The sequence below is a fragment of the Sphaerochaeta sp. UBA5849 genome, from assembly GCA_002432715.1.
Lineage (GTDB): Bacteria > Spirochaetota > Spirochaetia > Sphaerochaetales > Sphaerochaetaceae > Sphaerochaeta.
Genome location: DJGJ01000070.1, coordinates 22646 through 35383, shown reverse-complemented (window position 1 = coordinate 35383; position 12738 = coordinate 22646). Strand labels below are relative to the sequence as shown.

At 52.7% G+C, this 12738-nt stretch carries 13 protein-coding genes; 3 read left to right on the top strand and 10 right to left on the bottom strand.

What is annotated here, in order from left to right; genetic code table 11:
- Positions 1-189: 189 nt before the first annotated feature.
- The 9 genes from B3K89_RS12555 to B3K89_RS12515 form a co-directional block, all read right to left on the bottom strand.
- On the bottom strand, positions 190-1248 hold the full coding sequence (locus tag B3K89_RS12555) for a hypothetical protein (protein WP_293892948.1): 1059 nt from the start codon (positions 1246-1248) through the stop codon (positions 190-192).
- Position 1249: 1 nt separating this feature from the next.
- Positions 1250-2326 (bottom strand): M42 family metallopeptidase, encoded by a 1077-nt coding sequence (locus B3K89_RS12550; protein WP_293892951.1) that lies wholly within the window; start codon positions 2324-2326, stop codon positions 1250-1252.
- A gap of 129 nt (positions 2327-2455) precedes the next feature.
- Positions 2456-3985 carry an ABC transporter substrate-binding protein gene (locus B3K89_RS12545; RefSeq protein ID WP_293892954.1) on the bottom strand — a complete coding sequence of 510 codons (1530 nt, stop codon included), beginning with the start codon at positions 3983-3985 and terminating at the stop codon, positions 2456-2458.
- Positions 3986-4033: 48 nt separating this feature from the next.
- The gene (locus B3K89_RS12540) at positions 4034-4987 is read right to left on the bottom strand and encodes an oligopeptide/dipeptide ABC transporter ATP-binding protein (RefSeq protein ID WP_345907488.1); all 954 of its coding nucleotides are present in this window, start codon (positions 4985-4987) and stop codon (positions 4034-4036) included.
- Positions 4980-5969 (bottom strand): ABC transporter ATP-binding protein, encoded by a 990-nt coding sequence (locus B3K89_RS12535; protein ID WP_293892960.1) that lies wholly within the window; start codon positions 5967-5969, stop codon positions 4980-4982. Before B3K89_RS12535 ends, B3K89_RS12540 begins: the two co-directional genes overlap by 8 nt.
- 8 nt (positions 5970-5977) lie before the next feature.
- On the bottom strand, positions 5978-6868 hold the full coding sequence (locus tag B3K89_RS12530; RefSeq protein ID WP_293892962.1) for an ABC transporter permease: 891 nt from the start codon (positions 6866-6868) through the stop codon (positions 5978-5980).
- Positions 6865-7842, bottom strand: a complete 978-nt coding sequence (locus B3K89_RS12525; protein WP_293892965.1) for an ABC transporter permease — start codon at positions 7840-7842, stop codon at positions 6865-6867. The genes B3K89_RS12530 and B3K89_RS12525 overlap by 4 nt, the downstream gene beginning before the upstream one ends.
- 30 nt (positions 7843-7872) lie before the next feature.
- Positions 7873-8694, bottom strand: a complete 822-nt coding sequence (locus tag B3K89_RS12520) for a M55 family metallopeptidase (RefSeq protein WP_293892968.1) — start codon at positions 8692-8694, stop codon at positions 7873-7875.
- A complete protein-coding gene (locus tag B3K89_RS12515; protein WP_293892971.1) occupies positions 8691-9560 on the bottom strand; it encodes a MurR/RpiR family transcriptional regulator in 870 nt (289 codons plus the stop codon). Before B3K89_RS12515 ends, B3K89_RS12520 begins: the two co-directional genes overlap by 4 nt.
- 251 nt (positions 9561-9811) lie before the next feature.
- Here B3K89_RS12515 and B3K89_RS12510 point away from each other — a divergent pair, with 251 nt between their 5' ends.
- The 3 genes from B3K89_RS12510 (at position 9812) to B3K89_RS12500 (ending at position 12123) form a co-directional block, all read left to right on the top strand.
- Positions 9812-10162: a hypothetical protein gene (locus tag B3K89_RS12510; RefSeq protein WP_293892974.1), complete on the top strand. Its 351-nt coding sequence runs from the start codon at positions 9812-9814 to the stop codon at positions 10160-10162.
- Between the two features lie 8 nt (positions 10163-10170).
- On the top strand, positions 10171-10854 hold the full coding sequence (locus B3K89_RS12505; protein ID WP_293892977.1) for a Crp/Fnr family transcriptional regulator: 684 nt from the start codon (positions 10171-10173) through the stop codon (positions 10852-10854).
- A gap of 81 nt (positions 10855-10935) precedes the next feature.
- Positions 10936-12123, top strand: coding sequence for an MBL fold metallo-hydrolase (locus B3K89_RS12500; protein WP_293892980.1), 1188 nt, complete (start codon positions 10936-10938; stop codon positions 12121-12123).
- On the opposite strand, the gene B3K89_RS12495 is transcribed toward B3K89_RS12500, so the two are convergent.
- Positions 12120-12707, bottom strand: a complete 588-nt coding sequence (locus B3K89_RS12495) for a DNA-3-methyladenine glycosylase family protein (protein WP_293892983.1) — start codon at positions 12705-12707, stop codon at positions 12120-12122. The genes B3K89_RS12500 and B3K89_RS12495 overlap by 4 nt on opposite strands.
- Between the last annotated feature and the right edge of the window lie 31 nt (positions 12708-12738).

Here is a 12738-nt window from a genome sequence, read left to right as displayed (position 1 = left end):
CCATTTTGAAATTGCCTCTAAAGGTTTTATGATACTAAATCAAGAAAAATCGATAAAAATTATCTCGTTGCAAGTAAGATATTTATGCTGAAATGCAGAGAGAATATATTGGTCTATTTAATTATGGCCGTTTACCTGTTTACTGGTAATTGACGTATAAGTGAGACATAGAGGGAATGGTTTGGAATTTTACAGTCCAGTCAATATCGTCCCCAGATATTCCATATCCTCTCTGCTGTAGCGCTGATCGATCTGTACACTCACCACATGGTCGTAGATGTAGGAGGCGTGGGGATACTGTTCCTTGTTGGTAAGCATGGGGGGAAGGGGCCAGTAGACGGTGCTCGTTATACCCTTTTGTTCGAGCTGCTGTCGAGCTTTCGCTCTGTTCTCACTGTAGAATGAGAAGTGACTCGGACAGGTATTTTCATCAAGGCTTTGGAAGATCGGTTGGCATTGAGAGGATGGATGAAGAGAATCAAGCACTGTTTGGTAATTGGCCCTGCGTTTTTCAATCATCTGTGTCGGGTCGAGGTTGTTCAGAATGGTAATGGACTTTTCATCGCTTTCAAAGGCGTCGAACATGCGCCTGAGGCGCATCTCCGTCTCCCAAAACACCGAGGATGCCAATTCGTTGTATGAGTCCTTTCCGGTCTTGATGGCAAGCTTGCGGTATTCCATCGCCTTGTAGCGGCCTTTGAGGTGTTCTTCGTCGGCTCTCAGCGGTTGTATTGAGAATGAACCTTGTTTCTTGATTGCGACACCGCCGCTTGCTATTCCAAACCATTTGCGCACACTGCCTGCATAGTAATCAGCACCCTCATAGTGTCCATCGCTGGAAAACATGCTGTGGGTGGTGTCCTGAAGGATCGTAATGTTTCTTCTCTTGCATTCATTCAGAAAAGCCTTGTCATAGCGGCTGAAGCCGTAGTATCCGCAAAGGTTCAGCACCGAGACGTCCTGCAGGTCTTCGGCCTTGAAGCATGGTTTGAGTTCTTCTGTGTCGACATCGTAGAAACGCAGGGCGTACCCCGCCTTCACGTAGCTGGCGAGCACCGTCTCACAGGTGTAGGCGGGAACGTATGCCAGCTTTCGCCCCATGGTGGTCGGACAATCCAATAAACAGGCATACAGTGCGCATCGGCCGGAGAGAAAGTACTGGACATCAGACCCCCTATCCAAAAAGAAAGAGGATGGTTTCCCCCCAATTTCCTGCAGGGTGAACATGCATCCGATGCGTATTGCCATATCAGAAGCTCCTGATGGTCTCTTCGTCGATTCTCAGCAGAATTTCCTTGGCAAGGCGGACTGCCTGCTCGACATCGAAGAGGGAGCTGATCCCGTAATGGGTGTGGGCATACCGGACAGGGATTCCGATGACAATGGCAGGAATACCCTCATTGGCCAAGTGAATCGGGGCGCCATTGGTCGCTCCTGCACTGCGGACAGCCTCCTGGACCGGGATGTCAAGCTGGCGGGCAAGGTCGAGCGCATAGCGCTGGAAGCGCGGGTTGGTGATCATGCGTGAATCGATATGGCGCAGCATCGGGCCCTTTTTCAGGCAGGTTTGGGCCTGATAGGCAGGTACTACGGTATCATCGGCGGGACATCCTTCAAAGACGATGGCAAGGTCTGCCTTGATCGTGTTGGCACTGACAATCGAGCCGCGCGTTCCCACCTCTTCCTGGCTGGAGAAGTCTCCAACAAGGTTGACCTTCAGCTTTGTCCCCTGCAGCTCCATGAGGGTGGCAAGGGTGCTTGCGCAACCGATTCGGCAGTCGAACGCCTTGCCGATGAACAGGCCGTGTTTCTCATCGTAGGTGCAACTGACATCGGGGACTACCGGGGCGGCTATGCCGATCCGGTAGTCGTTGATGACCTCTTCACTGCTGCCGGCCCCTACATCGAGTACTAGGTTTGTAATCTCAAGAGGAGCCTTTTTCTCTGCCTCACTCATGAAGTGCGGCGGCTTGCTTGCCACTACTGCAGGGATGTAGAGCCCATCCTTGTTGCGGATGCGTACCAGGTGGGCGGGGACATTTGTCACGATCCAACCACCGATGGTGATGAACTCAATCATCCCGTCGGGCCTGATCGCCTTGACCATGAAACCGACCTCATCGGTATGGGCATTCAGCTGAACGATGGGCCTTCCGCTTTTGTTTTCATGTCGGTAGAGGTAGAGGTTGCGCATCCGGTCTTCCTCGAAGGTTCCCAGGCCATTGCCTTCTTCTCGGATGACGGTAAGCACTTCATCTTCGAATCCGCTGATGCCGTTGGCATCGCTGATGCGCTGTATGCTTTGAATGAGGTCTTGCGTATTCATGGACTTTGTCCTTTAGGATGGAAAGAATTCTACATTAAAACCAGACAGAAGCATCACAAGAGACCTGATGATGTGCAGTAATGAACGTATGTCCGCCTGCAATAGCTTCTGCCTGGAACCTATAACCTGTTATTTGGAAACCTTGACGGTCTCCAACCTGTGATATCCGATCGGGTCGAGGACGAAGCCTTCGACTTTCTTGTTTGCACCGGCGGTGATTGCGGTGTAAATGATCGGAGCGTTGTTTGCGACTTCCTTCAATTTGATGGCCAGATCCTTGTAGGCTGCATCACGAACCTTGGGGTCGGCGCTGGTGCGGCCCAGCATGACCAGACGGTCAACCTCGGGATCTGCAATGAAGGAACGGTTGCCGGGAGCTCCCTGTTGCGAGCTGTGCTGCAAGGAGTAATAGGTGTAGTCGGCATCCTTGGTGGAAGTGACCCAACCGAAATACCCCATGTCATGCTCACCTGCGGTGGTGCGGCTGATGAAGGTACCGAACTCCATTACCTCAACCTTCACGGTGATGCCGATTTCCCTGAGCATTTCCTGAATGGCCTGACACATCTCAACACGACTCTGGTTGTTGTTCACCCACAGCGTTGTACTAAAGCCGTTGGGATAGCCGGCCTGGGCGAGCAGCTGCTTTGCCTTGGCGGGGTTGTACTCCCATACACCGGTGGAGTAGTAGCCGTACACAGCAGGGGCGATGATCTCATCGGCTGGAGCACCGGTGCCGCTGTTGACGGTGTCAACCAGCAACTGGCGATCGATGGCCATGTTGATCGCCTGACGGACCAGCTGGTTGTTGAACGGGGGCTTGCGCATGTTGAAGGAGATGTAGAAACAAGTCAACGACGGAGCTTCCAACAAAATGAGGTTCTTGTTCTCCCTGACCCGCTTCATATCGGAAACCAGAACGTCATAGACGATATCCAGCTCACCGGTCTCCAGTGCGATGGTTCTCTGTGAAGCTTCAGGAATGACCTTGATGATCAAATTCCTTGTCTGGGGGGCGCCCTTGTAGTACTGGTCGAACGCCTCTAGCTTGGTATTGTCGTTCTGGGTCCAGGAAACGAACTTGTAGGGTCCGGATCCGACAGGCTTGGTCTTCAGGATGTCCTGGTTTGCAGAGACATAGTCCTTGGGAACAATGGCGGCAAAGGGAACCGCAAGGTTGCGCAGCGTCGGGCCGTACGGGGCCTTGGTGGTGACAAGGACGGTGTACTGGTCCTCGATCTTGACTTCCTTGATGAAGTCAACGATGTAAGAAACCGATCCGCTTGCAATTGCACGGTCGAGGGAGAATTTTACGTCATCGGCATCCAAGGCTTCACCATTGTGGAACGTCAGGCCCTTGCGGATAAAGAACCGATACGAAGTAGGGGAGACTACCTCCCACTTCTCAGCAATCTGGGGGACAACCTCGCCGGTTACCGGGTCTGTGTCCACGAGTGTGTCAAAGATGTGGTTGGTGACTGCGACAGCGGGGGTCTCCTTGCCGATGTGGGGATCGAATGAGGTGACATCCGCACCTTGTCCAACAGTAATCGTATCCTTGTAGCCTGTTGCGGCTGTTTTGGACGATTCTGCGGACCCGCCCGCGAAGAGGGCTGCGCTGCAGAGCAAAACGAGTAGCACGGTCAGCATCTTTTTCATGGTCTTTTCTCCTATTTCTTTCATTGACCCTTTGGCAGGGGCAATGAGTTACACCAAGGTACAGGCAACGAAGTGGCCAGGCTGTACTTCCTTCAGCGGAATATCGGCCTTCCTGCAAGCATCAGAGACATACGGACAGCGTTTGGCAAACCGGCAACCTGGAACGGGATCGACAGGACTGGTCAACTCTCCCTGGAGTAGCACACGGTTGACCGCATAATCGGGGTCGGGAACAGGAATGGCGGACAGCAGGGCTTGGGTGTAGGGATGCAGAGGTTTCTCAAAGAGCAGCGATGAAGGAGCGTGCTCCACAATCTGCCCCAGGTACATGACGACTATGGTATTGGAGAGGTGCTTGACCACCGAGAGGTCGTGGGTGATGAAGAGGTAGGTCAAGCCGAATTCATCCTGGAGATCCTGCATGAGATTCAAAATCTGAGCCTGGATGGAGACGTCCAGGGCTGAAACCGGTTCATCGCAGACTATGAACTTTGGATCGAGGGCGAGGGTGCGGGCAATGCCGATGCGCTGCCTTCTTCCCCCATCGAGTTCATGCGGATAGCTGTTGACCAACCGGGGAGACAAGCCGACGAAATCTATCAACTCCAAGACACGTTTTTTCAGTTGCGCTCCTTGTTTGCGCGTATAGATCTTTTGGATGAGCAGGCTTTCGCCAATGGTCTCGCTGATGGTCATCCGTGGATTAAGCGAAGCAAAAGGGTCCTGGAAAATGATCTGCATATCGCGTCTGATGGCCTTCACCTCTTGTTTTCCCATGGAGGTTATCTCCCGTCCTTCGAAAAACACCTTGCCGTCTGTCGGTTCATGCAGGCGCAATATTGTTCTGCCAAGCGTTGTCTTGCCGCAGCCCGACTCCCCGACGACACCCAGCGTCTCGCCCTTGTTCAGGGTGAAGGAGACATCGTCCACAGCATGCAGCGTTCCCTGATTGGTGTGAAAGTATTTCTTGAGGTGTTCCACCTTGAGCAAGGGCTCAGCCATTGTGTACCTCCTCCCTTGCAAGAATGCAGCGCACCTGGTGGGTTGTACTGACTTGATAGGATGGCGGGACGTCCTGTTTGCATACTTCACTCGCGTACTGGCAGCGGGGTGCAAACTTACATCCCGGCGGCAGGTCGGTCGGGTCGGGCATCATGCCCTTGATGGGACTGAGCCGTTTCACTTCCTTGTTCAGGGAAGGGATGGACCCAAGCAGCCCTTTGGTGTAGGGGTGGGTGGGCCGTTTGAATATATCGCTCAGCGTACCCAGCTCAATAATCTGGCCTGCATACATGATTGCAACACGGTCGCAGTTCTGTGCCACCACCCCAAGGTCGTGGGTGATGAGCAGCATGGCGGTGTTGAGCCGATTCTTCAAGGCGGTGATCATATCGAGCACCTGGGCCTGGATGGTTACATCCAAGGCTGTGGTAGGCTCGTCGGCAATAAGCAGAATGGGATTGCATGCCAGCGCAATGGCGATGATGACCCGCTGCTTCATTCCCCCAGAGAACTGATGGGGATACTCATGGCTGCGCGATGCGGGAATGCCAACCATCTCCAGCATGGAGAGCGCCTGCTTTTCCATCTCCTCCTTGCCCAGAGCCTTGTTGTGGGCTTCCACCACTTCCATAATCTGGTCCCCTACGCTCATGACAGGATTGAGACTGGTCATGGGATCCTGAAAGATCATGGAAATGCTGTTGCCGCGGATGGAGCGCATCTGTGCTTCGCTCAATGTGAGCATGTCCTTGCCTTCGAAGAAAATCCTTCCGGATTTGATGATACCCGGAGGGGACGGAATCAGGCGCAGGATGCTCCGGGCAAGGGTTGTCTTTCCTGCCCCGGTTTCTCCCACCAGACCCAGCGTCTCCCCTTTTTTCATGGAAAGGGAGATATCGTTCAGTGCATGAACCACCGCATCATCGGTTTCGTAGTGGACGGTAAGGTTTTCTATGCGTATCAGTTCGTCGACAGTACTCATGCTCCCTCCTAATTCTTCAAGCGGGGATCGAGTGCATCCCTCAGTCCATCACCCATCACATTGAGCGCGAGGATGGTGATCATGATTCCCAAACCGGGAATGACGGTGATGTGCCAACCCTCCCGGATGTACGACCTTGCGGAGGAGAGCATCGATCCCCACTCGGGTGTCGGCGGCTGGATGCCCAATCCAAGGAAGGAGAGGCCGGCAATGGACAGGATTGCACCGGCGACTCCCAAGGTGGCCTGGACAATGAGCGGAGCCATTGAGTTGGGAAGGATATATTTGAAGATGATGCGCAAGTCACTGGCGCCTATGGCACGGGCTGCCTCGATGAACTCCTGATCCTTGATGGTAAGCACCGAAGCGCGCACCGTTCGGGCGAAGGTCGGTACATAACTGATGGCGATTGCGATCAGGACGTTGGTCAGGCTGGTGCCCAAGGCGGCAACAATCGCCGTAGCCAGCAACATGGAAGGAATGGCGAGCAGTACATCCATGAAACGCATGATGATGTTGTCGGTAACCTTGCCGTAGTATCCGGCGATCGAGCCGAGAATGACACCGACGATCGTCGAAAGGGCGATGGCGATGGTTCCCATGAACAGTGAGTACCGCACCGCCCAGATCATCCGCATGAATATGTCACGGCCGAACTCATCAAGACCGAAGATATGGTCCTTGCTCGGACCTTGCAGCCTGAGACGGAGGTTTTGCTTGATCACCTTGTTGTTGTAGATGGCATTGTCCGTCACCAAGTCGATGACTATGGTGGAGAGGGCGATCAGAACCAAGGCGAGCAGGACAATCATGCCGGAAAGGGCAAGCTTGTTTTTCTTGAAACGTCTCCAGGTCTCCGCCGAGAGTGTGCGTTGTTTTTTGGCATCCGCTGTCTTCATGCGAAGACCTCCTTTTTGGCAGCTGCTTTCTTGCCCTTGTATTGGCTCTTGATGCGCGGGTCGAGGAATGCATAGAGGATGTCGACCAAAAGATTGACGAAACTGAACATGACCGCCATGAAAATTACGGCTCCCAGCACCATGGGAATATCCTTGCTCGTGATGGAATCGACCATCAACCGCCCCAGTCCGGGCCAGGAGAAGATCGTTTCGGTGAGCATTGCACCACCAAGAAGGTGGCCGAACTGCAGACCGACTGCAGTGACGATGGGAATCAGGGCGTTCTTGAGCATGTGCTTGTTTGTCACCTGTTTCTCGGTGATTCCTTTTGCTCGTGCGGTGGAGATATAGTCCTGACGGATGACTTCCAGCATGGAAGAGCGGGTCATGCGCACTACGGTTGCCGCAACACCGGTACCCAAGGTGAGGGCGGGCAGAACCAAGGATCTGAGCAAGCCGAAAAAGCCGCTGCCCATGCCTTGTGAAGGCAGCCAACCGAGCTTGAGGGCGAACAGGAGGGAGAGCAACAGGCCCAACCAAAAGTTCGGCATGGAAACACCTATCAGGGAGAGGACCATCGAGGAGTTGTCCATGAACGTGTACTGCTTCTTTGCAGACAGGATCCCGACGGGAATGCCGATCAGGAGAGCCACGAGGATGCCTGCGATTGCCAGGATGGCGGTATTGGGAAACTTGTCCCATACCTGCTCGGCCACCGAGAGCTGATTGCGGTAACTGAGCCCCAAATCCCCGCGGAAGAGGTTTCCCATGTAGCTTGCATACCGTACCAGCAAGGGTTTATCCAAACCCAGCTCGATGCGTTTCTGGGCCAGTGATTCGGCGCTTGCCTGGTCGCCAAGAATAATGGCGGCTGGGTCGCCGGGCGTCAGGGACATGATGAAGAATACTATGAAGGTGACTCCGAGGAGCACCGGTATCATCATGAGCAAACGTCGTACTATGTATTTCCCCATACCTCTTCCTCTCTCACGTGCAGGTTCGTCTTACGTATACTGGGCGAATTTGCCACCAAGCATGGCAATGGTCAGGATCATGTGAAAAACATCTCTATAGTTGCTGCTGGTGTATTGCACGGTCCTGCCGTCGAGGCGCTTGATGCCCGGCACTATAGCCACCGCATCGGCGATGACCGTCGTCGCCAGGTCCACTTCCAACACCACCTCGCCTTCCAGCCGCTTCACCTCGAAGCTTTTCTGCTTGAGGAAGGCATGCACCTCTTTCTCAAAGGCTTTCTGCACCCGTTCTGGGCTGTACATCTTGGCAGCATAGCGTCCCATCCCTTCCTTGGTCCGAACATAGGGGACCTTGAGAAAATCCCTCATCTGAGATTCAAGGATGTCATCACCGCTGATGAGGGCTATGGGAACATTGAACAGGCCGGCATAGTAGGCATTGATCTCCACTTCCCCCACCTCCCTGCCGTTGAGGCGCACCCGATAGATGCACGAGGAGCTGTAGGAGTGATCCATGCCGCCGTTGAGAGAGCCTATGCTTGCATGGTAGCCGAGCAGGAACACTGCATCGAAGCTTTCATCCAGGCCTTCCATCATATAGTTGTGGCGCGGATAACCTTTCACATGGGTGATCCGCTCATCCCCGAAGGAACCATACAGAAGATTCTCGCCCCGGCTGTGTGAATCGCAGATGCATATTTCCTCGATATCGGCATGCTCCAACAGCGTTGAGATCACATAGGTCAGTTCCTGTTTCAACAGGTTTGCACACCATGCCTCCTTGGTGGTCATCTCATTCCAGGAGGAGATGCCCTCGATTCCTTCCATATCGGTTGAAATGAATATCTTCACAGCGATCCTTCCTTTTGGGTTTTCAAGAATGAGTAGCCCTCTTGCTCTGTATGGTATATTTCCTTCATATGGGAGATGAGCGTACCTTTGCTTGAGAGCAGAAGCATGTTGATGAATACTTGGATTACGGCAACCATGCCTACGTACGAGTTGGTCAACAGCAGTGAGTTGTTGGCACATCGGACCACTGCTTTTGCATTGGGATAAATCGGGCAGTTCGCCGAGTCGGTGAAGAGGAAGACCTGCGCACCCTGCTTCTGCGCTACACTTGCCACATGGATTGCCTCAGGGGAGTAGGGCGGCATGGTCAGGATGAACAGGCTGTCGTTCTCTTTGATGGTATGCAACTTCGGGCTGTAGTCACTGATGGAGCCGGTAATGCCGTGTACATCCTTGATCTGGAGGCAGGTCAGGGCATACTCGAAAATCTGCATGATGTTCTTGCTGACCCCGAAACCGCTGATGAAAATACGGTTGGCGGCAAAAACGCCTTCGACCATCTGAAGCAGCGATTGCACATTGATGTCCTTCAGGGTTTTGCTCAAATTGTTGATTTCATTCTCTGCAAGCCTCTGCAACTGCTTCTTGACCGGAAGCAAGTCAAGTTCATTGAGGGTTACTTCCGTACCCGGATGAAGTTTTGTTTTCACCTCTTCCTGAACCGCTTCCCTGAACTGCTTGTACCCTTTGAAGCCAAGAGCCTGTGTGTACCGCACCAAGGAGGCGTTGCTGACTCCGATGGTCTTGCTCAGGTCGTGGACCGAGGAGAAGCCGATTGCATCGTAGTTGTCTAAAAGCCATCGTCCAATCTCCTGAAAGGACGGAGACATGCTGCCAAGGTTTTCCCGAATCCTCTCTCTGATCATAAGCCCCTCCCCGTCGGATAAGCTGGTATGTAATAAAATTTGCAAACCACTACCTAGATATTAACAAATATTACAGAACTATGCATCAATTATTTTAACTTTTTATCAACTATGACGTAAACTATTACTGGGTAATTGTATAATTATTTGAAGAATCAAAAATATCTCAGAAAAACTGCATATTTTGACAAAGCTTATTCATTTTGCTTTTTCTGTCTACCTTGAGTATCATAGAGAAAGGAGGAACGTGAATGGATGATTTGAAAGCAGCCTATGAGGCACTCGAAGCTGATGCAACCCAAGAGCAGATCAATCTCACCGCCGAGGCTTTGGTGCGCAGGCAGTATATGCCGACACTGCTTCTTTCTGTACATGACTTCTTCAAGTTTACAAAAGAGGACATGCTCAAGGAGTATGCGCGGGTGCAAATGCTTGAGGATGATAGTGAGGAATTGAAAGCTGTTGTCGCGCTTTCCAGCCCTCAGGAGGTAAAGGAAAAGCACCTGCTGACCTTGCTCAATCAATATAAGCTGCTGTGCGGATTGAGAACGGGGGACGGGGATGCATGGGCTCTGGTCAACGAGCTGTACGAAGACGATTGATGGCGAATATGCAGTGCAGTGTATGTGACGACGGCAAATCACCCTGTTTGCTCAATGTCCCCATTTTTCAGCATCTCAATCCGGCTGAGATCAATCGGGTGCAGAAACTCATCCTCCAGCGGGAGCTCGAGGCCAATGAGGTGTTGTTCCGCGAGGGTGATGCATCGGAAAACCTCTACATTGTGCGTTCAGGGTCTGTAAAGCTGGTGCGATACTCGGTCGACGGCAGGGAGCTGCTGCTGGACACCCTCTTTCCCGGCGATTTCTATGGTTCGGACGGCCTGTTTGCCCCCGGGACCGTGCAGGAGAGCGCAATTGCAGAGCAGGACAGCGGGATTTGCATGATTCAGGGAGAAGCGCTCAAGCAACTGATGCTGGCCGACCCATCCATCTCGCTGAAGGTCATGACGTACTTGAACACCAAGCTGGACCAATATCGACAACAGCTGGAGATGCTTTCCACCAAGGATGTGAGCAAACGCTTGTGCATGTACCTGCACCAGCGCTCGCAGCGTAGTGCGAGCCTGGACCTCATGCTGTCGCAGGAGGACATCGGCAATGCCATCCACCTGACCAAGGAGACCGTGAATCGCAAGCTTGCAATCCTGCAGGAGCAGGATGTGATACGCATTGTCGGGAAGAAGAAGATCACTATTGTCGATCCAGCGATGTTGAAAGAGCTGGCTTTTTGAATTTTCCTCCTGATTATTGATTCAAATCATAGTTGCCCGACTGTAGACGGTGTATATTTCCCTATGAAAAGGAGTGGAAGCATGAAACGGGCCATCAAGAACAATGTCTCCTGGGTTGGAAGGATTGATTGGGAACTCAAGACCTTCCATGGCGACGACTACTCGATCAATCATGGTTCGAGTCAGAACGCCTATCTGATCGAGGAGGAGAAAACCGTCCTCATCGATACGATTTGGAAGCCGTACGAGAAAGAGTTCCGGGACAATCTGGAGAAGGAAATCAGGCTCGAGGACATCGACTTCATTGTCGTCAACCACGGGGAGGTCGACCACAGCGGAGCACTACCGTACCTGATGGAAAAAATCCCCGACACCCCGATCTATTGCACAGCAAATGCGGTAAAGTCCCTGGTCGGCCAGTATCACCATCCAAAGTGGAATTTCAAGGTCGTCAAGACCGGCGATTCTGTTGATGTCGGCAATGGCAAGCAGCTGGTCTTCGTGGAGATGCGCATGCTTCATTGGCCTGACAGCATGGCAACGTACCTTACCGGTGACAACATTCTGTTCTCCAACGATGCATTCGGCCAACACTACGGGATTGAAGAGCTCTTTAATGACAAGGCCGACCAGTGTCTGCTTGCAGAGGAGGCGATCAAGTATTATGCGAACATCCTCACTCCGTTCTCATCACTGGTGAAGCGCAAGATTGAAGAGATTGTGAAGCTGAATCTTCCCATCGACATCATCGCCCCCAGTCATGGAGCCATTTGGCGTGACAATCCCCTGCAGATAGTTGAGAAGTATGCTGCTTGGGCGGATGCCTATCAGGAGGACCAGATCACCATCGTCTACGACACGATGTGGGATGGGACGAAACAGCTCTCTCATGCCCTGGCAACATCCATCCAGGCCCTCAGTCCCGAGACCAGGGTCAAGGTTTTCAATATCAGCCAGACTGACAAGAACGACATCATGACCCAGGTATTCAAGTCCAAGGCAATCGCAGTAGGTTCTCCGACTGCAGGCAAATCGATCCTCTCCTCGGTCGGCGGCTGGCTCCATTTCCTTACCGAACTGCAGTTCAAGAACAAGAAGGCAGGAGTGTACGGCTGTTACGGCTGGAGCGGTGAGGGAAATGCAGTGCTGCGTGAGGAGCTGAAGAAAGCAGGATTTGCCGTGGTGGATGCCGAGGTCAAGGTAAACTGGAATCCGACCGAGAAAGATTTGGAGGGAATGCAGGAGCTCGCCAAGGCATTGTTGGCTTAGCGACAGTACCCGAGATCAAGAAAGCGGTAGAGATACCGCGCAGCAAGTGAACGATAGGGCTTCCAAAGGGAAGCCCTTCTTTCCATGTCCTCATCACCATAGAGAAAGCGGTAGGCTTGCAGAAATGCTCCGTCTTCGATCGGCAGGACATCCATTCGGTCCAGTACGAAAATAAGGTACATTTTTGCCGTCCACGGCCCGATGCCTTTGTATTGGCATAGGCTTGCCAGACACTGACGGTCGTCAAGGTCTGCCAGATTCTTCAGTACCGATGGGTCTTGGTCGACCAGCGTTGCAAGGGCTCGTATGGTTTGGGCCTTTCTGCGTGCGATGCCGAATCTACGCAGGACCTCCTCATCAATGCTCGCTATGATGATAGGGTCTATTCTGCCTCCGACTGCAGCGACAAGGCGGGCATGGATGGTGTCGGCTGCCTTTGCACTGAGCATCTGGCCGATGATGACTTGTACCAAGAAGGCAAAGCCGTCCTGTTCGACTTCATAGTCCAACACCCCGACTTTTTCAATTACTCGGTCGAGTATTGGATCTGCCTGCCTGATTTGATCGATGGCGTACTGCTGCATAAGCCGAGTATAGCGCATTCGTTCCAGGAAA

Excerpts from the sequence above, each read along its gene's own strand:
- B3K89_RS12495 (WP_293892983.1), bottom strand. The coding sequence starts at position 12,707 with ATGCAGCAGTACGCCATCGATCAAATCAGGCAGGCAGATCCAATACTC.
- B3K89_RS12540 (WP_345907488.1), bottom strand. The coding sequence starts at position 4,987 with ATGGCTGAGCCCTTGCTCAAGGTGGAACACCTCAAGAAATACTTTCAC.
- B3K89_RS12505 (WP_293892977.1), top strand. The coding sequence starts at position 10,171 with ATGCAGTGCAGTGTATGTGACGACGGCAAATCACCCTGTTTGCTCAAT.
- B3K89_RS12535 (WP_293892960.1), bottom strand. The coding sequence starts at position 5,969 with ATGAGTACTGTCGACGAACTGATACGCATAGAAAACCTTACCGTCCAC.
- B3K89_RS12510 (WP_293892974.1), top strand. The coding sequence starts at position 9,812 with ATGGATGATTTGAAAGCAGCCTATGAGGCACTCGAAGCTGATGCAACC.
- B3K89_RS12530 (WP_293892962.1), bottom strand. The coding sequence starts at position 6,868 with ATGAAGACAGCGGATGCCAAAAAACAACGCACACTCTCGGCGGAGACC.
- B3K89_RS12515 (WP_293892971.1), bottom strand. The coding sequence starts at position 9,560 with ATGATCAGAGAGAGGATTCGGGAAAACCTTGGCAGCATGTCTCCGTCC.
- B3K89_RS12550 (WP_293892951.1), bottom strand. The coding sequence starts at position 2,326 with ATGAATACGCAAGACCTCATTCAAAGCATACAGCGCATCAGCGATGCC.
- B3K89_RS12500 (WP_293892980.1), top strand. The coding sequence starts at position 10,936 with ATGAAACGGGCCATCAAGAACAATGTCTCCTGGGTTGGAAGGATTGAT.
- B3K89_RS12555 (WP_293892948.1), bottom strand. The coding sequence starts at position 1,248 with ATGGCAATACGCATCGGATGCATGTTCACCCTGCAGGAAATTGGGGGG.
- B3K89_RS12545 (WP_293892954.1), bottom strand. The coding sequence starts at position 3,985 with ATGAAAAAGATGCTGACCGTGCTACTCGTTTTGCTCTGCAGCGCAGCC.
- B3K89_RS12525 (WP_293892965.1), bottom strand. The coding sequence starts at position 7,842 with ATGGGGAAATACATAGTACGACGTTTGCTCATGATGATACCGGTGCTC.